This window comes from Amycolatopsis sp. NPDC051372 (assembly GCF_040682095.1).
Lineage (GTDB): Bacteria > Actinomycetota > Actinomycetes > Mycobacteriales > Pseudonocardiaceae > Amycolatopsis.
In genome coordinates, this window is record NZ_JBFBAF010000005.1 from 135720 (window position 1) to 158886 (window position 23167).

At 72.0% G+C, this 23167-nt stretch carries 19 protein-coding genes; 5 read left to right on the forward strand and 14 right to left on the reverse strand.

Features of this window, described 5'->3' with window-relative positions; all coding sequences use genetic code 11:
• Positions 1-90: 90 nt before the first annotated feature.
• Positions 91-705: a TetR family transcriptional regulator gene (locus AB0M56_RS09905; protein WP_364173046.1), complete on the forward strand. Its 615-nt coding sequence runs from the start codon at positions 91-93 to the stop codon at positions 703-705.
• Here the strand turns inward: AB0M56_RS09905 and AB0M56_RS09910 are convergent.
• Positions 695-1045: a TetR-like C-terminal domain-containing protein gene (locus tag AB0M56_RS09910; RefSeq protein ID WP_364173049.1), complete on the reverse strand. Its 351-nt coding sequence runs from the start codon at positions 1043-1045 to the stop codon at positions 695-697. The two genes, AB0M56_RS09905 and AB0M56_RS09910, sit on opposite strands and share 11 nt — an antisense overlap.
• Positions 1046-1053: 8 nt before the next feature.
• Here AB0M56_RS09910 and AB0M56_RS09915 point away from each other — a divergent pair, with 8 nt between their 5' ends.
• Complete coding sequence (locus AB0M56_RS09915; RefSeq protein ID WP_364173499.1) at positions 1054-1446, forward strand: DJ-1/PfpI family protein; 393 nt, start codon at positions 1054-1056, stop codon at positions 1444-1446.
• A gap of 67 nt (positions 1447-1513) precedes the next feature.
• Positions 1514-2497, forward strand: coding sequence for an aldo/keto reductase (locus tag AB0M56_RS09920; protein ID WP_364173052.1), 984 nt, complete (start codon positions 1514-1516; stop codon positions 2495-2497).
• Positions 2498-2544: 47 nt separating this feature from the next.
• Here AB0M56_RS09920 and proB read toward each other — a convergent pair whose 3' ends face one another.
• From proB to AB0M56_RS09945, 5 genes are all read right to left on the reverse strand, one after another.
• A complete protein-coding gene (gene proB, locus AB0M56_RS09925; RefSeq protein WP_364173055.1) occupies positions 2545-3651 on the reverse strand; it encodes a glutamate 5-kinase in 1107 nt (368 codons plus the stop codon).
• Complete coding sequence (gene obgE / locus AB0M56_RS09930; RefSeq protein WP_364173058.1) at positions 3648-5165, reverse strand: GTPase ObgE; 1518 nt, start codon at positions 5163-5165, stop codon at positions 3648-3650. Before obgE ends, proB begins: the two co-directional genes overlap by 4 nt.
• A 116-nt stretch (positions 5166-5281) precedes the next feature.
• Positions 5282-5545, reverse strand: a complete 264-nt coding sequence (gene rpmA / locus AB0M56_RS09935; protein ID WP_364173061.1) for a 50S ribosomal protein L27 — start codon at positions 5543-5545, stop codon at positions 5282-5284.
• 40 nt (positions 5546-5585) lie between these two features.
• Complete coding sequence (gene rplU / locus AB0M56_RS09940) at positions 5586-5900, reverse strand: 50S ribosomal protein L21 (RefSeq protein ID WP_009081084.1); 315 nt, start codon at positions 5898-5900, stop codon at positions 5586-5588.
• 181 nt (positions 5901-6081) lie between these two features.
• A complete protein-coding gene (locus tag AB0M56_RS09945) occupies positions 6082-9159 on the reverse strand; it encodes a translation initiation factor IF-2 N-terminal domain-containing protein (RefSeq protein ID WP_364173063.1) in 3078 nt (1025 codons plus the stop codon).
• A gap of 509 nt (positions 9160-9668) precedes the next feature.
• On the opposite strand from AB0M56_RS09945, the gene AB0M56_RS09950 reads away from it, so the two are divergent.
• On the forward strand, positions 9669-11111 hold the full coding sequence (locus tag AB0M56_RS09950; RefSeq protein WP_364173066.1) for a S8 family serine peptidase: 1443 nt from the start codon (positions 9669-9671) through the stop codon (positions 11109-11111).
• A gap of 62 nt (positions 11112-11173) precedes the next feature.
• Positions 11174-12136, forward strand: a complete 963-nt coding sequence (locus AB0M56_RS09955; RefSeq protein WP_364173069.1) for a LuxR C-terminal-related transcriptional regulator — start codon at positions 11174-11176, stop codon at positions 12134-12136.
• A gap of 54 nt (positions 12137-12190) precedes the next feature.
• Here the strand turns inward: AB0M56_RS09955 and AB0M56_RS09960 are convergent, their stop codons facing one another.
• The 8 genes from AB0M56_RS09960 to AB0M56_RS09995 form a co-directional block, all read right to left on the reverse strand.
• Positions 12191-14122, reverse strand: a complete 1932-nt coding sequence (locus AB0M56_RS09960) for a hypothetical protein (protein WP_364173072.1) — start codon at positions 14120-14122, stop codon at positions 12191-12193.
• A gap of 84 nt (positions 14123-14206) precedes the next feature.
• Positions 14207-15043, reverse strand: coding sequence for an ABC transporter permease (locus AB0M56_RS09965; RefSeq protein ID WP_364173075.1), 837 nt, complete (start codon positions 15041-15043; stop codon positions 14207-14209).
• Positions 15043-15846 carry an ABC transporter permease gene (locus AB0M56_RS09970; RefSeq protein ID WP_364173078.1) on the reverse strand — a complete coding sequence of 268 codons (804 nt, stop codon included), beginning with the start codon at positions 15844-15846 and terminating at the stop codon, positions 15043-15045. Before AB0M56_RS09970 ends, AB0M56_RS09965 begins: the two co-directional genes overlap by 1 nt.
• A complete protein-coding gene (locus AB0M56_RS09975) occupies positions 15846-16787 on the reverse strand; it encodes an ABC transporter ATP-binding protein (protein ID WP_364173080.1) in 942 nt (313 codons plus the stop codon). Before AB0M56_RS09975 ends, AB0M56_RS09970 begins: the two co-directional genes overlap by 1 nt.
• A gap of 53 nt (positions 16788-16840) precedes the next feature.
• Complete coding sequence (locus tag AB0M56_RS09980; protein ID WP_364173083.1) at positions 16841-20200, reverse strand: phosphodiester glycosidase family protein; 3360 nt, start codon at positions 20198-20200, stop codon at positions 16841-16843.
• A gap of 111 nt (positions 20201-20311) precedes the next feature.
• On the reverse strand, positions 20312-21028 hold the full coding sequence (locus AB0M56_RS09985; RefSeq protein WP_364173086.1) for a maleylpyruvate isomerase family mycothiol-dependent enzyme: 717 nt from the start codon (positions 21026-21028) through the stop codon (positions 20312-20314).
• Positions 21029-21106: 78 nt separating this feature from the next.
• Positions 21107-21517 (reverse strand): nucleoside-diphosphate kinase, encoded by a 411-nt coding sequence (ndk, locus tag AB0M56_RS09990; RefSeq protein ID WP_220242889.1) that lies wholly within the window; start codon positions 21515-21517, stop codon positions 21107-21109.
• 80 nt (positions 21518-21597) lie between these two features.
• The gene (locus tag AB0M56_RS09995) at positions 21598-23154 is read right to left on the reverse strand and encodes an alkaline phosphatase D family protein (protein WP_364173089.1); all 1557 of its coding nucleotides are present in this window, start codon (positions 23152-23154) and stop codon (positions 21598-21600) included.
• Positions 23155-23167: the final 13 nt, after the last annotated feature.

Consider the following 23167-nt stretch of genomic DNA (forward strand, 5'->3'; position numbering starts at 1 on the left):
GGTCTTCCCCTCTCGGACTGTTCCATAATTATCCGGACGGATGATTAAGTCAACCGCAAAGATGATTGAGTCATCGACTAGGCTGATCCCGTGCCCGAGAACAGCCCCCGCCGTGCGCCGCGCGAACGTCAGCGCGACCCCGAGCGCACGAAGGCGCGCATTCTCGAGGCGGCCAAGGTGGAGTTCGCCAGCTTGGGCTACGCGGCGGCGCGCGTGGGCGAGATCGCCAAGCGGGCGGGCGTGAACAAGCAGCTGATCTCGTACTACTTCGGCGGCAAGGAAGGCCTGTACACCGAGCTGAACCGCCCGGTCTTCGACAGCTTCACCACGATCGCCGCGCCGGATCGCGAGCTGGCGGACGTCGCCGCCGAGTTCGTGCGCTCGGGTCTCGCCGACGCCGACCTCGGCCGCCTGTTCCTCTGGGAGAACCTCACCGACGGCGAGCCGGACGCCATCGGTGTCGAAGCCCAGCGCGAGTTCCTCCAGCGCCAGCTCGGCTACGTCCGCGCGCGTCAGGAAGCCGGCGACTTCCCGGCCGACGTCGACCCGGCGGCGCTGATGCTCGTGCTGATGGCCGCGGCCAGCGCGTCGCTCGCGTTCCCGCGCGTCGCCCGCGCGCTCACCGGCCAGGATCCGGGCTCGGCCGAGTTCGCCGAAGGCTACGCGGAGCAGCTGGCCCGCATCGTGCGCGCGCTCAAGCCCTGACGACCAGCGCCACCAGCTCGTCGGCGAGCTCCGGGCCGACCGGCGTGCGGGTGGCGAGCAGGCGGTACCAGAGGGTGCCGAACACGACGTCGATCAGGGTTTCGCGGGAGACGCCGGCGGGAAGCTCGCCGCGCCCGGCCGCGCGGTCGACGATCCGACCCAGCACCTCGCGCCGGCGCAGCAGGAAATCTTCACGGAAGCGGTCGCCGAACGCGGGGTCCACCTGCGCCTGCGCCATCAGCGCGCGCAGCGTGTCGGCGACGGTCTGCTTGCCGCCGAGCGCGAACGTGTCGCGCAGGAACTCGCGCAGGTCGGCCGCGAGGTCGCCGTGGTCGGGCACCGGCAAGCCTGCTCACGGGCTACCGCGACACCACCCTGCAGGACACGCTCCCCCTCGCCAACGCCGACCCGCAGGCGTACGACGCGCTATACGTGCCCGGCGGACTCGCGCCCGAGGAGCTCGTGGCGAACGCCGCAGCGGTGGAGTTCGTGCGCACGTTCGCGGAGCGCGACAAGCCGATCGGTTCGGTGTGCCACGGCCCGCGGGTCCTCGCCAAGGGGGGCCTCGCGACCGGCCGCGCCATGACGGGCTTCCACCATGTCGAGAGCAACATCGCCGACGCCGGCGGCACCTACGTCGACGAGCCGGTCGTGGCCGACGGGCAGATCGTCACCTCCCGGCGCCCCGGCGACCTGCCGCAGGAGATGGCGGTGATCCTCGAGCGGCTGCGCGCCACCTGATCGGGTGAGCGGCGAGCGGGACAACCATCAGTACATTGAGGACAATGAGCACAAAGGGGCGAAGAACATGCGGATGAGGAAACTCGGCGGCCAAGGCCTGGAAGTCTCGGCCGAGGGGTTCGGCGCGATGGGGATGAGCGCGTTCTACGGGAACCGTGACGACGAAGAGTCGATCGCCACTCTCCGCCACGCGGCCGACCTCGGGATCACGCTGATCGACACCGCGGAGGCCTACGGCCCGTTCGAGAACGAGAAGCTGATCCACCGCGCGCTCGGGCACCGGCGCGACGAGCTCGTGCTCGCGACCAAGTTCGCCACCGAAATCGACGACGACGGCACCTTCCACGGTCCGAACGGAAGCGCGGAGTACGCCCGCAAGGCCGTCGAACGGTCCCTTCGCCACCTCGGGACCGACCGGATCGACCTGCTGTACCTGCACCGGGTCGACCCGGCGACGCCGATCGAGGACACCGTCGGCGGCATGGCCACCCTCGTGCAGGAGGGCAAGGTGCGCTACCTCGGGTTGTCCGAGGCGGCGCCGGCCACGATCCGCCGCGCCCACGCGGTGCACCCGATCACCGCGCTGCAGTCGGAGTTCTCCCTGTTCAGCCAGGAGGCCCTGACCAACGGTGTGAAGGCCGTCGTCGACGAGCTGGGCATCGGGTTGGTCGCCTTCTCGCCGCTCGGCCGCGGCTTCCTGTCCGGCACGATCCGCAGCGTCGACGACCTCGCCCCCGACGACGCGCGGCGCGGGCTCCCGCGGTTCTCGCCGGAGAACATCTCGGCCAACCTCGTGCTGGTGGACCGGGTTCGCGCGCTCGCCGAGGAGAAGGGCGTGACCCCGGGCCAGGTCGCCCTGGCCTGGGTGATGAGCCACGACGTCGTGCCGATCCCGGGCACCAAACGGCGGAAGTACCTGGAGGAGAACGCGGCCGCCGCGGATGTCTCGCTCAGCGAAGCCGACCTCGCCCGGCTCGAAGCCGCCGTGCCGCACACCGCCGTGGCGGGAGATCGCGACACGCCCGCGGGGCTGGCCAAGACGAACGGCTGACCGCTGTCCACTTCGGACCCGGTGTGCCACCAAGGTCGAGGTGGGGCCTAACGGCGCAGCGGCACGAGATCGTCCGCGTGGACGACCTCACGGCGGTGCTCCACGGGGACCTCGTGGCTCGACCGGCCGATCAGATCCGGCAGCTCGCCCGCATCGAAGGCGACCACACCGCGAGCGACGGGAACGTCCTTGGCATCAACGAGGTCCACAACGTCACCCGCCTCGAACTTGCCGAGCACGCCGATGATGCCGGCCGCCAGCAGCGAGCGGCGGCGCAGGATCGCGGCCACGGCGCCGTCGTCAAGACGGAGGCGGCCGGACGAGTCGGCGGCGTAGCCGAGCCAGAAGCGGCGCGCGGACAGGCGGGTGTCGGCGGGCGCGAAGACCGTGCCGACGTCGGCCGCACCGAGGGCGCCCGCGGCGTCGACGGCGGCGGCGAGCAGCACGGGAATGCCGGCGCCCGCGGCGGTGCGGGCGGCCGCGAGCTTCGAGACCATGCCTCCGGTGCCGAGGCCCGAGGAGGACATGCCGACGGAGATGCCCTCCACATCGGACTCGCTCAGCACCTCGGCGATCTTGCGCGTGGCGCCGTCGCGGGGATCGCCGTCGTAGAGGCCGTCCACATCGGACAGCAGGATCAGCGCGTCGGCGCCGATGAGGTGGGCGACGAGGGCGGCGAGGCGGTCGTTGTCGCCGAAGCGGATTTCCTGCGTGGCCACGGTGTCGTTCTCGTTCACCACGGGCACGGCGCCGAGGGCGAGCAGCCGTGAGAACGTGCGCTGCGCGTTGCGGTAGTGCGCGCGGCGCACCACGTCGTCGGACGTCAGCAGGACCTGGCCGACGGTGAGCGAGTACCGGCCGAACGATTCCGCGTACGCGTGGGCCAGCGCGAGCTGCCCGACGCTCGCCGCCGCCTGCTTCGTGGCGAGGTCACGCGGGCGCTTGCCCAGCGACAGCGGCGCGAGGCCGGCGCCGATGGCACCCGAGGACACGAGCACGATCTGGCAGTCGCGGGCCGCGCGCGCCGCGATGGCGTCGACCAACGCGTCGAGCCGCTCGACGTCCAGGCCGTTGCCGGCGGTCGTCAGCGCGGACGAACCGACCTTGACGACGAGCCTGCGGGCTTCGGCGATCTCGACGCGCGTGCCGCTCACCGGTCCAGTTCCTCCAGATCGTCGTCGGGGTCCTCCGCATGGTCGGCGGAGGCCGAGTCGGACTCCTCGGGGGAGAACGACTCGTCCTCCCCGGTCCCGTCACGACGGATCCGGCGGGCTTCCTTGCGCTCCGCCGCGCCGATGCGGTCGCTCTTCTCCAGCCGTACGTCGGTGCCGCGTCCGGACAGGTGCACCGCGACGCTGGGCGACGACGGCTCCCACTCGAACTGCACGTCGCCGATCGTGACCGGGCTGCCCGGCTTCGCACCCTTCTTCGCGAGCGCGTCCTCGACGCCGAGACGGTTGAGCCGGTCGGCGAGGTAGCCGACGGCCTCGTCGTTGGCGAAGTTCGTCTGCCGGATCCAGCGCTCGGGCCGGGCACCGCGGACGATGAACGCGCCCTCTTCCTCCGGGTCGGCAGAGACGGTGAAGCCACTGTCGTCGACGGCCAGCGGGTGCAGCACGATGCGCTGCTGCTCCAGCACCGGCTGCGCCTCGCGGTATTCCTCCACGACCTTCGCCAGGGCGAAGGTGAGCTCCCGCAGGCCCTTGCGCGAGGCCGTCGAGATCTCGAACACCTGCAGGCCGCGCGCCTCGAACTCGGGCCGCACGAACTCCGCCAGCTCGGCGGCTTCCGGCACGTCGATCTTGTTGAGCACCACCACGCGCGGGCGCTCGTCGAGCTTGCCGCCCAGGCCCGGGGTGTACTTGGCGAGCTCCTCTTCGAGAGCGTCCACATCGGACACCGGGTCCCGGCCCGGCTCCAGCGTCGCGCAGTCGACCACGTGCACCAGCACGGCGCAGCGCTCGATGTGGCGCAGGAAGTCCAGGCCCAGGCCCTTGCCCTCCGACGCGCCCGGGATCAGGCCCGGCACGTCGGCCATCGTGAACACGGTGGAGCCGGCGGTGATCACGCCGAGGTTCGGCACGAGCGTGGTGAACGGGTAGTCGGCGATCTTCGGCTTCGCAGCCGAGAGCACGGAGATCAGCGACGACTTGCCCGCGCTCGGGAAGCCGAGCAGGCCGACGTCGGCGACCGAACGCAGCTCCAGCACCAGGTTGCGCGACTCGCCGGGCTCGCCCAGCAGCGCGAACCCGGGGGCCTTGCGGGCCTTCGACGCGAGCGCCGCGTTGCCGAGCCCGCCGCGGCCGCCCTGGGCCGCGATGAACGTGGTGCCGGGCGACACGAGGTCGGCCACGAGCTCGCCGTCCTCCGTGAAGACGACGGTGCCGGACGGCACCTTCATCTCCAGCGGTTCGCCCGCGCCGCCGTTGCGGTTGCTGCCCATGCCCATCTTGCCGCTGCCCGCTTTGGCGTGGGGGCGGAAGTGGAAGTCGAGCAGCGTGTGCACGTTCGGGTCGACGACCAGCGTCACGTCACCGCCGTTGCCGCCGTTGCCCCCGTCCGGGCCACCGAGGGGCTTGAACTTCTCGCGGTGCACGGAGGCACATCCGTTCCCCCCGTCACCGGCGGTCAGGTGGATCACCGCTCGGTCCACGAACCGGGACGCCATGACATTGCCTCTATTCACTCGCGAAGAAAAGGTACGAACAAGACAAACGAGGGGTGGTGCCGGATATTCCGGCTCCACCCCTCGTCAGAAGATCGTGCGTGTCGAAAGCCGGAAGATCAGGCTTCGACAGCGGTCGGCACGATGTTGACCGTCTTGCGGCCACGCTTGGTGCCGAACTCGACCGCACCGGCGGCGAGCGCGAACAGCGTGTCGTCGCCGCCACGGCCGACGTTCACGCCGGGGTGGAACTTGGTGCCACGCTGGCGGATCAGGATCTCGCCGGCGTTCACTTCCTGGCCGCCGTAGCGCTTCACGCCCAGCCGCTGGGCGTTGGAATCGCGACCGTTGCGGGAGCTGGACGCGCCCTTCTTGTGAGCCATCGCTCAAGCCTCTTTCTGGAGTCTACGAAGATCCGAAGAACTACTTGGAGATACCGGTGACCTCAACGCGGGTCAGCTTCTGCCGGTGACCCTGGCGCTTGTGGTAGCCGGTCTTGTTCTTGAACTTGTGGATCCGGATCTTCGGACCCTTGGTCTGCTCCACGACCTTGCCGGTAACCGAGACCTTCGCCAACGCGTCGGCGTCCGTGGTGACCTCGCCACCGTCCACGAACAGCACGGCGGGGAAGGTGTGCTCGGTGCCCGGCTCGCCCTCGAGCTTCTCGACCTCGACGACGTCGCCGACGGCCACCTTGTACTGCTTGCCGCCGGTCTTGACGATCGCGTACGCCGACACGGAAGTCTCCTGCATTAACTCGGCCCTGTAACTACTAGGCAATCGGGTGGGGGGCTGGCGCGGACGGCCCGCCCGGAGGCGGTCCAAGTGCTCGCGCAGCGGCCTGCTCTGGTGGCAGGCCGTACTACAGGTTACGTGAGGTTCCCCGGTGGATGGACACCGGGGTCCCCTACGTGGTCTTTCAGCTCTGCTCCGAGGCGTGCACCGGCGGACCCGCCGGGCGTGACGCCGCTCGGCGCGACCGGCGCCGGGTGGGGCGCGTGGCCGGAGCCGGCACCTCGACCTCGGATTCGGTCTCCGAAGTCGACGCAGCCGCCTCAGCGGTCTCGGCAACCTCGGTCTTCTCAACCGTCTCAACCGGCTGAGTCGCTTCCTCGACGGCCGGCGCGGGGGTCTCGGCGGCCGGGGCCGCCGTCTCCTGCGCCGTCTCCACCGTCTTCACGGCCTCGGCCAGCGGCTTCGGCTCGTCCTCGACGTGCGGCTCCGGCTCGCCCTCGTGCTCGCCCTTGTGGGCCGCCTTCGACGCGTTCACCATCGCCTGCACGGCCGACACCACGGACTCGCGCTGCTCCGGCGTGGGCGCCGGGGTCGGCTCCGCGACCTTGGTGTGCTCGGCCTGCTGCTCGTCGCCCTTGCCGCGGCCGCGCGAGCGACGGGAGCTCTTGGTGTCCCCGCCGCCGCCACCGTTGCCGTGGTTGTGGCCACTGTTGCCACCGCCGTTGCCGCCACCACCGGTGCGCTGCGGCTCGGTGGACACGATGACCCCGCGGCCCTTGCAGTGCTCACACGGCGTGGAGAACGCCTCGAGCAGGCCCGTGCCGATCTTCTTGCGGGTCATCTGCACCAGACCCAGCGACGTGACCTCGGCGACCTGGTGGCGCGTGCGGTCGCGGCCGAGGCACTCGGTGAGGCGGCGCAGCACCAGCTCGCGGTTGGACTCGAGCACCATGTCGATGAAGTCGATCACGATGATGCCGCCGATGTCGCGCAGCCGCAGCTGGCGGACGATCTCCTCCGCCGACTCCAGGTTGTTGCGCGTCACCGTCTCCTCGAGGTTGCCGCCCGAGCCGGTGAACTTGCCGGTGTTGACGTCGATCACCGTCATCGCCTCGGTGCGGTCGATGACGAGGTAACCACCCGAGGGCAGCCAGACCTTGCGGTCGAGCGCCTTCGTGATCTGCTCGTCGATCCGGTGGTCGGCGAACACGTCGCCGGTGCCGGTGTAGCGCTTGAGCCGGTCGGCCAGGTCCGGGGCCACGTGCTCCACGTACGAGTGAATCGTGTCGAACGACTTGCCGCCCTGCACCTCGAGCTTGGCGAAGTCCTCGGTGAACAGGTCGCGCACGACCTTCACCAGCAGGTCGGGCTCCTCGTAGAGCATGGTCGGCGCGCCGCCCTTCTTGGCGGCACCGGCGTCGGCCTTCTCCTTGATGACGTCCCACTGCACCTTGAGGCGCCGGACGTCGCGGTCGAGCTCCTCCTCGACGATGCCCTCCGACGCGGTGCGGATGATCACGCCCGCGTCCTCGGGGACAATCCGCTTGAGGATGTCCTTGAGGCGGCGCCGCTCGTTCTCCGGCAGCTTGCGCGAGATGCCCGTGGCTCCGCCGGCCGGCACGTAGACCAGGAAGCGGCCCGGCAGCGAGATCTGCGTGGTCAGCCTGGCGCCCTTGTGCCCGACCGGGTCCTTCGTGACCTGCACGAGCACGCTGTCGCCGGTGGACAGGGCCTGCTCGATCTTGCGGGCCTTGCCCTCCAGGCCGGCGGCGTCCCAGTCGACCTCGCCGGCGTAGAGCACGGCGTTGCGGCCGCGGCCGATGTCGATGAACGCGGCCTCCATGCTCGGCAGCACGTTCTGCACGCGGCCGAGGTAGACGTTGCCCACGATCGACCCGGTACCGGCCGAGGTGACGAAGTGCTCCACGAGCACGCCGTCCTCGAGCACCGCGATCTGCGTGGAGTCGCCCTTCTCGGCGACGACCATCGTGCGCTCCACCGACTCGCGGCGGGCGAGGAATTCGGCCTCCGACAGGATCGGGGCGCGGCGGCGGCCGGCCTCGCGGCCGTCGCGGCGGCGCTGGCGCTTGGCCTCCAGGCGCGTGGAACCGCGCACGCTGCGCACCTCGTCGCGCGCCGGGCGCTCAGGCTGCTCGGCCTTCGCCTGGCGCACGTGGGTGACGGTGTTGGGCGGGTCGTCGGTGGTCGCGTCGGACCCGTCGTCGTCCCCGCCCTTGCGCCGCCGGCGACGGCGCCGGCGGCGGCTGCCGCCCTCGCCCTCGCCGTCGGAGTCGCCGTCGGCATCGGCTTCGCCGGACGAGTCCTCGGACTCGGTCTGCTCGCCCTGCTCGGAGTCGGCCTTGTCGGACTTGTCAGCCTGCTTCTCGGGCTTGTCGGCCTGCTTGTCGTCCTGCTTCGCCGCGCCGCGCTTGCGGTCCGGCTCGTCGGCGGGCTCGTCGTCTTCGGCGCCGCCCTCGTCGCCGCCCTTGCCCCGGCCGCGGCCACGGCGGCCGCGACGACGCCGGCGACGACCGGCCGCACCGTCTTCGTCGTCGTCGGAGCGGTCTTCGGTGTCCTCGCCCGTGGTGTCCTCGGCCTGCTCGTCCTCGGCCGGCGCTTCCTCGGCGACCGGCTTCGGGCCGACGCCGAACACCGGCGCGGGCCGGCTGCGGGCGGGCCGCTCGCCGGCGGGCTCGGGCTCCGGCGGCAGGAAGACCGGTGACGGCGCGGCGAACACCGGCACGTGCACCGGGCGCTTGGCCTGCGCCGGCTCCTCGGCCTCGACCTCCGCGGGCGGGTCGCTCACGACGACCGCGGGCACGGCGGCCCGGCGGACGCGGCGGCGCGGCTCGCGCTGCGCGGGAGCGGCCTGCTCTTCGGCGGGCTGCTCGGTGGTCTCGGCGCTTGGGGCGCTTTCGGCCTGGACGGGTTCGGGCTGAGCCGGCTGCTCAGTGACCTCGGCGACCTCAGGGGTCACGGTGCTCTCGGTGGCCGCAGTGACCTCGGGCGCGCTCTCGGCCGCTTCGGCCGGGGCGAGCGCCTCGGCCACCTTGACCGCGACCTCGCGCGTCACGCTCGACTGCGCGCTGCGGGGGCTCTCGCCCAGCTCGGCCAGCTTGGCGAGCAGGTCGCGGCTGCTGGAGCCAAGCAGCTTGGCGAGCGCGTGCACGCGTATGCGCGGCGGCAGCTCCCCCAGCTGACTGGTCACGGGTGCGGCGGTATTCCCGCCGGTCTGATCGGCGGGTGTGTCCGCGTTCGACATGTGTCTCCTCCGCCCCCGGGCGCGTCTGCCGGTTCTCACCGGTCATGACGCGGCCGCGCAGGGGCCCTTTCTGTTCCGTGCCCGCCGTGGTGGTGACCAGCGGCGGGAATCCTTGCGTGGCAAACCGCGCGGTCCACCGGGGTTCGGCGAACCGGGCACGGTCAGGTCTCCTCGGCGGCGCGCCGGCCTGGCTCCGACCCCTCACGGGCCAGCCCCACCACGTCGAGCTGCCCGGCCTCCCGGGGGCGACGCGAGTGGTGCCGGTCCGGCACTCCTCCGGACCACTCACGACGCAGGCAGGATGCCCGTCGTCGAGGCGGTCGACGTGAGTATCCCACACCCGGGGGTGCACCCGGTGTAGTCGGTGCCTTGCGCGGCCACTCGGGCGTGCCGTGGGCGGTGCGAACTTGGCCGTTCCGCTTGTCCCGCCGCCCCAGCCTGGTTACCGTGCGGCTCGGGCACGCGTGCGCGCGGGTGCCCGGCGTTTCCTGCGTCCGGTAGGAGGTCCGGTGTCCCTGCTGGCGCGGCCGCTGCGCGCGGCCGTGTGCCTCGTCGCGGCGCTCTCCGGGTGCCTCGCCGCCGGCCCGGCGAGCGCGGACGAGCCGAGCTGCCACCCGTCCGGGCGAACCTTGCGCTACGTCGTCGCCTTCGACCGGGGCACCTCCGAAGACTCCGCACGCGAGCAGGTGGAAACCGCCTGCGGTCACTCGTCCGGGTACTACCCGCAGATCGCCGTCGGTGTCGTCACTTCGGATGATCCGGACTTCGGGTCGAATATCGGGCTCGACCGCGCGTTCAGCGCGCAAGGCACCCGGCTGGCGACTCAGCGCGCGAGCGGCGATGCGGTGCGGCCGCAGCCCGCGCGGGCCGAGCTGCACCTGAGCGACCCGGCGCAGGTGTCCACGGCCGACCTGTCGGGTGAGCAGTGGGACATGAAGATGGTCGGCGCGGCCGTCGCGCATCAGGTGAGCGAAGGCAGCCGCGACGTGGTGGTCGGCGTGCTCGACTCCGGCGTCGACCCGCGCCACCCCGACCTCGCCGCGGCGATGGACCCGGCCGACTCTGCGGGCTGCCTCACGGGCGTCCCCGATCCGCGGCCGGCGGCCTGGCAGCCCACGACGTCGGTACACGGCACGCACGTGGCCGGCATCATCGCCGCGGCCGACGACGGCAAGGGCGTGACGGGCGTGGCGCCCGGCGTGCGGATCGCGTCGGTGAAGGTGATCGACGACCGCGGCTACGCCGATCCCGAGGCCGCGGTGTGCGGGCTGATGTGGTCGGCGGCGCACCACCTGCCCGTGACCAACAGCAGCTGGTTCGTGAACCCGTGGTCCCTGTCGTGCGTGCGCGGCGACGACCGCGGTGTCGTCCACGAGGTGCTGGCGCGCGCGGTGGAGTACGGCACGTCTGCCGGGACGCTGAACGTCGCGGCGGCGACCAATGAGGCCGTGGACCTGACGCCGTCGGCCCACTCGGGCGTGCCGACGGCCGGGGCCGCGAAATGCGAAGCGCTGCCGGCGGGCCTGCGTGACGTGCTGGCGGTGTCGGCCGTGGGAGCGGACCGTGTGAAGGCCGGTTACAGCTCGTACGGCCTCGGTGTGGTGGATGTCACCGCACCCGGCGGCGAGGCCGGGCGCTGCGTGGTGTCCACCGTGCCCGGGGGCTACGCACCGTTGTGCGGCACGTCGATGGCCGCGCCCCACGTCGCGGGCGTGCTGGCGCTGCTGAAGTCGGCGCACCCCGGCATGTCGGCCGCGGACCTGCGCCGCGCCCTGGAGACGGCGGCCACGCCCATGCCGTGCCCCGACGACTACGACCTCACCGGCGACGGCACCCAGGACGCCTACTGCGCCGGCTACGACAGCTACAACGGCTTCTACGGCCACGGCCTCGTCGACGCGCTCGCCGCCGTGACCCCGCCGGAGACGGGGCCGCCGAACCCCGCGCGATAGGCCCTCGGTGCCCCGGGTTGGATGTCCGGACGCGGTTCCGCTGACGTGCGCGAGGAGGTGCGGTGCTCGAAGCGCTCGGCCTGACTGCCGACGAGGAGCGGGTGTTCCGCGTGCTCGTGGGTGGCTACCGCGCCGCGGCCGGCGACGTGGCCACGAGGCTGGGGCTCACCGTGGCCGAAGCCGAGCGGGTGCTCGGCTCGCTCGTGGCCAAGCGGCTCGTGAGCCGCACCGGCGAGCACTACGTGCCGGCGCCGCCCGACGTCTCGCTCGGGCCGTTGCTGCGCCACGGTCAGTCGGAGCTCGAACGCGCCCGCGCCGCGGTCACGGAGCTGGCCGAGCAGTACCGCGACAGCGCGCGGCGGCGCGATTCGTCACGGCTGGTCGAGGTCGTCACCGGCGCGGAGGCGATCCGGCAGCAGGCACTGAGCCTCCAGCGCGACGCGCGCGAGGAGGTGCTGTGGTTCTGCCGCGAAGCACCGATCGCCATGCCCGCCGCCGACAACGACGAGGAGTTCCGCGCCCTGGCCCGCGGCGTGCGCTTCCGGGTGCTGTACGAGACCGCGCTGCTCGAAGAACCGGGCGCGATCGCGGGCCTCGCCGAAGGCATCCGCCTGGGCGAACGGGCGCGCACGATCGCGAAGCTGCCAGTGCGCCTCGCCGTGGCCGACCGGGCACTCGCACTGTGCCCACTCGCCGACGACGAGGCCACGGGCGAGCCGACCGCCGCGCTCGTGCTGGGCAGCAGCCTGGTGACCGCGTTGGTGGCGCTGTTCGAGAGCTACTGGGAACGCGCGTCTCCCCTGCGCATCGACGGCGTTCCTGCCGACGCGCAGTTGTCGCCCGACGAGCGTCGGCTGCTGTCGCTGCTCGTCGGCGGCGTGAGCGACAAGTCGATAGCGAAGCACCTCGGGGTGAGCCACCGGACGGTTCAGCGGCGGTTGCAGGATCTGATGCAGCGGGCGGACGCGCAGAGCCGGATGCAGCTCGCGTGGCAGGTCGCGAAACTCGGCTGGCTCGACGGCTGACTGTCCACTGAGGACCGGGGCCGGGTGTCCACGGCGGACACCCGGCCCCGCGGATCAGTGCAGGGGCAGGCGGTAGACGCCCGCGCCCGTGCCGGCGAGGAGCCAGTGGCCGTCGGCCGAGGGCAGGAGGGTGCGGACGTCGTGGTCGGCCGGTTGGGTGGGCAGCTTGGTGAAGTGGCGGCCGCCGTCGTGGCTGAGGAGGACGCCGGCGCCGGGTTCGTACTTGTCGGCGGAGGAGACGTAGAGGGTGCCGTCGCGGGTGAAGGCGGCATCGGAGTAGCCGGCCGTGCCGAGGCCGGCCGCGGGGCGGAAGGTGGCGCCGCCGTCGGTGCTGACCTTGACGAAGCCGGCGCCGGTGACCACGACGTGGCGGGCGTCGCGCGGGTCGACGGTCACATGGGCGACCTCGCCGTCGAAGAGCTTCTGCGCAGTGGTGCCGCCGTCGGTGCTGCGGTAGAGGCCGGTGACGTCGCCGATCCACACGGCACCGCGGGAGCGCGGGTCGACGGCGATCGACTGCACGCCGTCGAGGCCGGCGAGCGCGTGCTGCGTCAGCGTGCGGCCGCCGTCGTGGCTCGTGTAGACGGCGGGAGTGAGGTAGCTGCCCGCGTAGACCGTGTTCGGGTCGCGCGGGTCGACGGCGAGCGCGCGGGAGTTGCCCGGCACGGTCGCGAACTGCTGCCAGGTGCTGCCGCCGTCGCCGGAGTGTTCGACGGTGAAGCAGTCGACCTCGCAGTAGCCTTGGCGCAGCCGCAGCACGGCCTTGGCCGACACCGTCGCGAGCGCGCCGATCGAGTTGCCCAAGGTGTGCGGGGCCTGGCCGGTCCAGCCCCAGTCCTGGTAGCCACGCGCGAGATGCGCCGCGAACGGCGCCGTCGAGCGGTAGGTGCCACTGCGCGTGGCCGCGACGAGCGCCGGGCCGACGCTCGCGAGCGCGTTGACCTCGGTGTCGGGCACGCCGATGCGCCGGAACGTCACCGAGTCCCGCGTGGTGAAGATCCCCGCGGCCGCTGCCACGACCTGCTCGCGCCGGCGGTCGGGGAAGCTGCCGATCTCGGAATAGAGGTCGATCGCACCGGTCGCGGCCGGGTAGTCGGTCCACGTGCGGCCGCGGTCGCGGCTGACCCAGACGTCGCGGGCGCCGGCGCTGCCGTCTGGCTGCGGCGAGGCGATGGACTGGACCTCGAGCTCGCCGGCGGAGGTCAGCCCGGTGAACGCCATCGCGTCGTCAGCGCCCCACGGACCGGTCAGCGTGCGGAAAGTCCGGCCGCCGTCGGTGGAGAGCACGCCGCTGCCGAGCACACCCGAGCCGACGACGACGCCGTCCGCCGCGGCCAGGTTCGAGAAATACGATGCGCCGGGCACCGAGAGCTTGCGCGGCGCGCGCGGGTGGCTCAGCGCGTTGTCGACGACGTGGATTTCGCTGCTGGTACTGAGGAACAGGTGGTCGCCGTCGAGAGCGAGGTCGGTGACGCCCGCCGGTGCGCCCGGGAGTTTCGCCCAGTGGCGGCCGTGGTCGGTGCTGGTGAGCACGCCGTCGTCGCCCGCCGCGAACACGTCCTCGCCTGGCGGCGACACCACCACGGATGCGAGCAGTCCCGGACTCGTGGCGACGGAGCGGAATGTGCGCGCCGCGTCGTCGCTGCGCAGCACCTCGCCCGTGCCCGTGGCCGGGTCGGTGGCGGCGACGTAGACGACGGACCCTTCGCGCGGGTCGGCCGCGATCGCGGTGCCGTTGGCGCCCAACGGACCTGGCGTGGTCCAGGTGTCGCCGTGGTCGTCGGTGCGGTAGACGGCGCGGCCGCTGTCGGGCAGCACGTACAGCCGCGCCGGGGCGTCGGGCGTGAACGCGAGGTGGCCGCCGGCGCTGTTCGGGCCGACGAGCTGCCACGGCTGCGCGTGGGCAGGCTCGGCCAAGGCGGGGACGGCCAGGGCGAGGGACAGGCCGGCGGTGAGCGCGGCCAGCTTCAGGGGTCTTCCGTGCATCCGGTCAGCCTGGGGCAGTCCGGGCGCGCCGTCACGATCTTCGCCGTGGCCGAAATACGACAGGTCGCACTTTGGACACCCCGATCAGGTCAGCAGGAGCTTCGCGATCCGCCGCGTCGACCCCCAGACCCCGATCGCCGCGAGCACCAGCAGGTAGGCGAGGTTGCCCGCCATGCTCCACGAGAAGAAGCCCGTGGCGAGGCCGCGCATGAGCTCGATGCCGTGGTACAGCGGGAAACACCGGACCAGCCACTGCAGTGCCTCGGGGTAGACCGTGATCGGGAAGAACGTGGTGGAGAACAGGAACATCGGCATCAGCACGAGCTGGATGTAGTCGAACTGCGACGTCGACTTCAGGTAGCTCACGAGCGTGATGCTGATGGCCGAGAACGCGAACGACACCAGCAGCGCCACCGGCAGGAGCAGCAGCGCCCACCACGACGTGAGCAGTCCCATCGTGCCCGTGACGGCCATGAACGCCACCGAGTACAGCCCGCCGCGCAGCATGGCCCAGCCGATCTCCCCCAGCGCGACGTCGAGCGGACCGATGGGCGTGGCGAGCATGGCGTCGTACGTCTTCGCGTAGCGCAGCTTGAAGAACAGGTTGTACGTGCTCTCGAACACGGCCCCGTTCATCGCCGACGACGCCAGCAGCGCGGGCGCCACGAACGCGACGTAGCTCATCGGCCGCCCGTCGGGCCCCGGCACGGTCTGGACCAGTTTGCCGAACCCGACCTGGAACGCGAGCAGGTAGAACAACGGCTCCAGCGCGCCGGACAGCAGGATCGTCCACGACCGCCCGTAGACGGTGACCGCCCGCTCGATCAACGCGCCGGCGCGCCCGCTGTACATGCCGGGCGGCAGCACGCGGATGAGCAGCCCTCGGCGCTGCGGGATCTCGGGTGCACGGAGGTCGGTCATCACGCCACCAGCCGACGGTAGAACCAGCGGTGGGCCAGCGCCCAGCCCACCACGACGAGAGCCACCAGGTACGCCACGTGCCCGAGCACCGCGAGCCCGCCGACGCCACCGAGCGTGCCGGCCCGGGCGAGCTGCGTGCCGTGCCACAGCGGCGACAGCCACGCGAGCCACCGCAGGTACAGCGGGATCTGGCTGATCGGGAAGAACGTGCCCGAGAACAACGTCATCGGCATCACCACGAAGCGGAACAGCAGCCCGAAGCGCTGGCCCTCGTCGAACGTCTTCGCGGCGAGCGCTGTCATCGGAGCGGCGCAGGCGAGGCCGGTGAGCGTGCCGACGAGGACCACCAGGACGGCGCCGAAGTTCTGCCACGCGCCGAAGAACACGGCGATCACCGCGTAGATTGCACTGGCGAGGGTGATTTTCAGCGCGGCCCAGATGAAGTGCGCGCCGACGAGCTGGCCGGCGGACACGGGCGTGGCCGTGACCGCCAAGTAGTCTTTCTGCCACTTGAAGCCCGACAGCACCGGGTACGTCGAGTCGCCGACGCCGAGCTGGGCGGCGCCCGCCACGAGCAACGCCGGGGCGACGTACACGAGGTACGACACGCCGCCCGTCGCCGGGCCCGCCTGCACCTGGGAGCCGAAACCGAGGCCCATGGCGGCCAGGAAGAGCACCGGTTGCAGGCCCGTGGAGTACAACGTGCTCACCCAGTGGCGCCGGTACCACATCCAGTGGCCCTCGACGCGCAGCCACGCGCCGCGCCAAGGACCGACGACGCGGCCGGTCGAAGTCACCGTCATCAATCCACCAACGTCCGGCCCGTCAGCCGGAGGAACACGTCCTCCAGCGAGCTGCGTCGCACCAGGCTCGACACCGGGCGCAGGCCGCGTTCGTGGGCGCGCTCGAGCGTGGCCTCGCCCGTCATCGTGTACAGCAGAACGCGGTCGGGCAGGACCTCGATGCGTTCGGCCAACCCGTCGAGCGCGTCGGCGGCCGAGGCCTGCTCGCCCGGGGAAAAGCGCAGCTCGACGACCTCGCGGGTGGAGTAGCGCGCGATCAGCTCCGCCGGCGAGCCCTCGGCGGCGATCCGGCCGCCGTCCATGACGACGAGCCTGTCGCAGAGCTGTTCTGCTTCATCCATGTAGTGCGTCGTGACGATGAGCGTGGTGCCGCGCGCCTTGAGCCGGAACAGGCGGTCCCACAGCAGGTGCCGGGCTTGCGGGTCGAGGCCCGTGGTGGGTTCGTCGAGCAGCAGCAGCTCCGGGTCGTTCACGAGCGACCGCGCGATCGTCAGCCGCCGCTTCATGCCGCCGGACAGCGAGTCGACGGGTTGTTCCGCCCGGTCGCTCAGCTGCGCGAACTCCATCAGCTCCTCGGCCTTGGCCCGCACGTGCGTCCGCGACAGGCCGAAATACCGGCCGTAGAGCTGCAGGTTCTGCCGCACGGTGAGCTCGACGTCGAGGTTGTCCTCCTGCGGCACCACGCCCAGGCGCGCACGAATGCGCGGCCCGTCGACGTCCGGGTCCATGCCCAGCACGCGCAGGTCACCGTCGGTGCGCGGCGACACGCACGCGATCATCCGCATCGTCGACGACTTCCCGGCGCCGTTGGGCCCGAGGAACCCGAACGCCTCCCCCGGCCGCACCTCGACGTCGATGCCGCGCACCGCTTCGAACTCACCGAACCGCTTCACCAGTGCCTTCGCCTGCACCAGTGCCGGTTCCGCCGTTGCCTCTGCCACGCATGCGACACTAGGCGGGAGCACCGACAGTTTTCGACCGGTTTCCCGATCGGTCAGCGGACGGTGACCGTCAGATCCCTCGAAGCGCCGTTCACCGTCACGGAAATCCGCGCGACACCCGGGTGCAACGCGGTCAGCACGCCGCTCGCCGTGTCGTACGACACCACGTCCCACGGTGCCGGACGCCCCGCGCCGACGTGCGCGAAGAACCCGCTCCAGTCCGCGCTCACCGGGTACGCGACCGGCACGGCCCGGCCGTCCTGCGTGAGCGTCGCGGTCAGCTGCGCCTTCGCGCCCCACCGCAGCGAAGCGGGCCCGGACAGCGTCAGCGCGTCGATGTTCGGCCGCGTCTCGAAGCGCACCGGCTGGTCCTTGGCCGCCGGGTCGACGCGCACGAGCGTCCAGCCGACGAACCCACCGTCACCCGGCGCGGCCGCGGGCGTCTTGCCCGAGTTGCCGTTGACCAGGTACGGCACGCCGTCGGTGCGCGACAGGCTGAACACCCCGGCGTGCGACGCGATCGCGGCCGCCTGCTTGCCCGAGGACTGCTCGAAATCGGTCAGCCACGTCTGCAGCAGGTCTGCTTCCTTGCGGTCGCCCAGCTGCGAGTTGCCCGTGGGGCTCGGGTCCTTCACCGGGTGGTGCATCGCGACGACGACACCGCGGATCGACCCGTCGCGGGCGGCGCCGTCGAGCGCGTCGCGCAGCATTCGCACCTGGTCGAATCCGCCTGCGCGCAGCGAGCCGCGCGAGGAGTCCATGAGCACGAGCCGGATGCCGCGCACGTCCACCACCTGATGAGTCACCCCGAACGCGGCCTCGAAGTCGGCGAGCCCGTTGCCGCCCTCGGCTTCGTGGTTGCCGGGCACGTAGTACCACGGCACCTTGCCGTCGAGCTCCTCGGTGATCACCTTGCGCGCCAGCACGAAGTCGGGCGCCGTGCCGCGGTCGACGAGATCTCCGTTGATCAGCACGAGGTCCGGTTTCGCGGCCACGGCCTCCCGCATCGCGCGGCGCGCCTGCGCCACCAGCGGGCCGTCGGGCGCGTCGGCGGTGAACTGCGCGTCGCTGAGCACCGCGATCCGCAGGCCGCCGGTGCCGAGCGTGCCGTCGGTGACCAGGGCCGGGTCGTGCTCGACCGGATCGGCGGGCACGGACGTGGACGGCGCCACCTCGAAGGTGAGGTCGTCGAACACGAGGTGGCCCTCGTACTGCTGGTCCGGCACGTTCTCCACGGCGTAGAAGCGGGTGAGGCGCTGGCCGTCCGGCAGCCCGGCCGGCACGGCGGCGGTGACGTACTTCCAGCCCGTCCAGTCGACGCTGAGCGAGAGGTCCACAATGGACGCCACGTTGGCCGCGTCGCGCAGTTCCGCGCGCAGCCAGGCGCCCTTGCCGTCGCCGTCGACCCAAAGGCCGATCTTCTGCGTCCCGGCCGGCACGGGCAACGGCGTCGCGGCGGTCACGTATGCGGCGCGCGTGGCCGTGGTGCCGGTGAGGCGGTAGTCGAGGGCGAGGCCCCGGCCGCCGTCGCGTCCTTCAGCCGGCGACAACGCGGCTCCGACCACAGCCGGGTACACGCTGGCACTCCAGCCGGCGGGACCGTCCAAAGGAGACGCCACCTGCGGCTCGGTGCCGACGGAAGCGGCCAGGTGCTCGGTCAGCCCGCCCGCGTGCACCGCGATCGCCGAGGCGCCCGAAGCGGCCTTCGCCGTGACCTCGAACCCGTCGGCGGCGGGCTTCACATCCACCACGGCGGGGTCGTAGGCGAGCTTCACGTCGCGCGGCTCCACCCAGGTCCCGTAGCCGTCGGCGTCGTAGCCGAAGACCTGGAACGTGCTGTGCGCGCCCGCGCCGGACAGGGCGACCTGCGCGGTGCTCGTGCCCATTCGCACCGGTGTGCCGAGCACCGACACGGTCGTCTTACCGGACGCCTTGCCGTCGCGGACGACCACGGAGATGTCTTCGCGCGCTTCCGGGTGCTGCCGGTCGGCCTGGGCGGTGAGCACGTTGTCCGTCACGGTTGCGCGGCCTGGGTCCGAGGTGCTCCACCGCGAGTGCGCCGCGACGGCCGCGCCGGTCTCGTCGTGGCCGTCGGCGACGAGCACGCGCGACAGTCCGGAAAGGACTCGGGTGGCGTTCTTCGTGTTCTGCGCGGGAGCCGGCGCGAAGCCGGTCAGCCGGCCGCTGCCGGGCTCGGTCTTGATGCCGATCCCGTTGGGCACCAGCCGTTCCCCGCCGTCGGACGGGGCGTTGCGCACGCTCGGCGCGGCCTCACCCTCACCGCGTGCGAGCAGCGTCGAGGAGCCGCCGCCGTCGAGGTTGATGGCATCGTCGGCGCCCAGGGCCTTCAGGCGCCGGCCCAGCTCGGCCTCGGTCATGCCGCGGCTGTCGGCCTGCCGGCCGTCGACCGTCATGAGCCACAGATGCTTGCCGTCGGCGGAAAAGCCGACGCCGGTGCGCGGGGCGAGCGTGGTGTCGTCGACGGGCTGCAGTTGGCCGTCCCTCAGCAACGCTTCGTTGCCGCCGACGGCCACGGCGATCTTCCCGGCGTCCGAGCGCGGCGCGTAGGAGACTCCGACGTGGCCGCCGACCTTCAGCGCTGCCAACGCGTCCGCGCCGGCTTCGCGGCCCAGCAGCAGGGTGCTGCCCGCGGGAATCGGCCCGTCGGCCGGCTGCGAGCGCACCTGCGTCACCACGCCGTCGCGCACCTCGACCTCGGCCACCCGCGCGGCGCCGGCCACCGAAGTCGCGCGCGCCGAAGCACCCCACAGCGGTGTGTAAACGCCGAGCGCGTCCTTGCCCAGCACCGGGCTGTTGAAGTTCGTGGCGGGCACGCTGCGCCCGTCCGGCAGCTGCACCGACGCTTCAAGGAAGATGTCGGCCAGCTTCGCGCGGCCCTCGTCGGTGATCGCGGCGGTGGTGTTGTGCCCGGCGGCCGGCGCGGTCTGCAGCTGCCCGTCGGAAATGCCGACGCCCTCGGGCGCGCCGGTGGCGTTGATGTCGAAGAAGTCGCCGTTGACTCCGGCCACCGCGCCGGTGCGCGCCACCTGCTGCGACAGCGGCGTGCGCGCGGAAACCGTGCCAGGGCTCAGGTACGTGGGCTTGAGGACCTTGCTGGTGAGGTCGACGCTCAGTGTGTCACCGCGGATCCAGCCGGCCGGGTCGAAGCGGTCGAACTGCGTAAGCTGCAGCCCGGGCGCGATGGCCGAGGTGGCGCTGCTGGTCTCGAGGCCGTCGTCGGTCGTCGCCGCGGCCGTGACCGGCGCTTCGCGGGCCGAGGACGCCGCGGGCGTGCCTTCCACCGGCCGCGTGCCGAGAGGTGCGGCGAGCGGATCGCCGTACGCCGGCGCGGTGACGGCGGTGGCGAACAGTGTGCAAAGGGCGCAAAGCAGCACGGAGCGTGACTTCTTCACCAGGTACCCCAGTATCGAGTGAGTGACTTCGCCCAGCAAAGTGGAGCAGCCCGGCCGGCGGAAGGATTCGGGGTGAACGCCGCCTGAATGGCTCAGAACGGGCGGTTCCGATCAAGGGGTCAGCGGCGCTTTCAGGAAGGCGCGCGCCAGCTCCTCGTCGCCCGTGACTCGCGGCGTGATCTCGCCGCGCTTCCACAACAGCGTCAGTAGTTCCTGCGCGCTCGCCTCGACGGTGGCGGCGGCCTCGCCTTCGCCCACCGCGGGCGGCTCCCCCGGCACGACCGTCCACTCGTCGCCGGTGTCGGTGGCCCGCAGCGTGATCGGCTCGGGCAGCGGCGGCACGGCGTGCCAGCGGGTGACGCGCGACAGCAGCGCGGTGAGCACCTCGTCGACGCCGTCGGCGGCCACGACGGGGTCGAGGACCAGCGTGGTGGCCGCGCAGCCGTGGAGGTCGATCAGGTGCACGGCCGTCTCGTGCAGCTGGCGGCGGAACCAGAACGCCTTGGTCTTCGGGGTGCCGCCGAAGTGCCAGCACTTCTCGGCGGGGTCGGCCGCTTCGAGGGCGGTGAGCAGCATCGCGGCGCTCTCGGCGTACCACGCGGCGAGGTCGCCGGGCACCTCCGCGGCCGACAGTTGCTGCGGCTCGCCGGTGCGCACGATCTCCGCCGCCCAGCGGTGGATGCCGCCGAGGTGGGTCACGAGGTCGGCGCGCGTCCAGCCGGCGCAGTCCGGCACCGGCGCGTTCGCCTCACCATCGTTCGCGGCTTCGGCGAACTCGGTCGTGAGCGCGCGCAAGTGCGCCAGATAGTCCTCGGCGGACAGTGTCATGACACCTCGAAAGTGTTGGCGGAAACGGGAAAAGCCGGGGCGGAGCCATTCGGCGCCGCCCCGGCTTTCAAGCCCGGCTCACAGGTCCGGGAACCACAGCTTCAGCTCACGCTCGGCCGACTCCGGGGAGTCGGAGCCGTGCACCAGGTTGAACTGGGTCTCCAGCGCGAAGTCGCCGCGCAGGGTGCCCGGCGTGGCCTTCTCGACCGGGTCGGTGCCGCCGGCCAGCTGGCGGAACGCGGCGATGGCGCGCGGCCCCTCCACGGCGATCGCGACGAGCGGACCCGACGTGATGAACTCCAGCAGGTCGCCGAAGAACGAACGTTCCTTGTGCTCGGCGTAGTGCTCCTCGGCCAGCGAGCGCTCGACGGTGCGCAGCTCGAGGGCGGCCAGCTTCAGGCCCTTGCGCTCGATGCGCGAGACGACCTCGCCGACGAGGCCGCGCGCGACGCCATCGGGCTTGACGAGGACCAGCGTGCGTTCAGTCACGACGGTGTTTCTCCTTGTGCGGATTCGTGTTATCGGGCGCGAGCCTAGCCGACCCGCGCGTGCGGCCGGTTTCGGCGCCCTCAGCAGCCCTGCGGGTGCAGGGTCTTGGACCACAGGGACTTGCCGGTGGCGTCGCGAAGGTCCACGCGCAGGTCGCCGCTGCCACCGTCGACGTTCAGCTCGCCGAAGTGCTGGAACCCCTGCGCGGGCGAGGAGTTCTGCGTCGTCGGCGCGTGGACGAACACCGATTCCGGACCGAACGTCGGGTCGAGGGCGCCGGGCCCGAACGCGCCGGCGTTGAGCGGGCCGGACACGAACTCCCAGAACGGGTCGAAGTCCTTGAAGGCCGCGCGGTCGGGCGAGTAGTGGTGCGCGGCGGAGTAGTGGACGTCGGCGGTCAGCCACACGACGTTGCGCACCCGCCGGCGCGAGATCTCGCGCAGCACCCAGGCCAGCTCCGTCTCACGACCGCCGGGCGCGCCCGGCCGGTTGTTGGCGACGGCCTCGATGGCCGCGCCGTCCGGGACCACGAGGCCGATCGGCATGTCCGCCTGCACGATCTTCCACGTCGCGGTGCTGCGGTCCAGCGCGTCGGCGAGCCAGCGGGCCTGCTTGTCGCCGAGGATGTAACCGGGCTTGGTCTGGTCCGCCGTGTTGGCGTTGCGGTAGGTGCGCATGTCGAGCACGAACACCTCGACGCGGCTGCCGTAGCGGAAGCTGCGGTACACCCGCCCGTCGACAGCCCGGCGGCTGTCGATGGGGTGCCACTCGTGGAAGGCCTGGTACGCGCGCGGGGCCAGCACGTCGAGGCGTTTCTCGGAGTATTCGGGACGGTCGTTGAGGACTTCGCCGGGGTACCAGTTGTTGAGCACCTCGTGGTCGTCCCACTGGACGTAACTGGGGACCTGCGCGGCGAAGCGCAGGAAGTTCTTGTCGAGGCGGTTGTAGGCGTGCTGGCCGCGGTACTCGTCGAGGGTCTCGGCGACCTTCGCCTTCTCCGGCGTGACGATGTTGTGCCAGGTGCCGCCGTCGCCGGGCAGCGTGACGGTCTCGGTGAGCGGCCCGTCGGCGTAGACCGTGTCGCCGCTGTGCAGGAACAGGTCGGGGCGGCGATCGGCCATGGCGGAGAAGATGGTCATGCCGCCGAACGCGGGGTTGATGCCGTAGTTCTGGCCCGCGACGTCGCCGCTCCACAGGATGCGCGTGTCGTGGCGACCGACGGGCGCCGTGGAGAACCGGCCGGTGACGGGCTCGCTGGAGGTGCGGCCGTCGAGGTCCACGGCCGTGACGCGGTAGTGGTACTCGGTCCCGGGCTGCAGCCCCGCGACGCGCACCTTGCCGGTGCCGCCGGTGTCGGGCGTGGTGATGTCCCCGGGGACTCTGCGAGCGTGCCGGAAGGACTCGTCGCGGGCGACCTCGGCGACCAGTCGCGCCGGCCGGTCGGCCCGCGACCAGATGATGCCGGAACCGGTGGTGACGTCCCCGGACGCGACGCCGTGCGTGAGCACCGGGCGCGCGCGGCGCGCCAACGGCGCGGCGGAGGCGCCCTCGGGCAGGAGCAACGCCCCACCGACGACGGCCGACGCGGCGAAACCGGCCTTGAACAAGGAGCGGCGGGAGTGGGTCGATTCGGTCATGCCGGACGTTCTA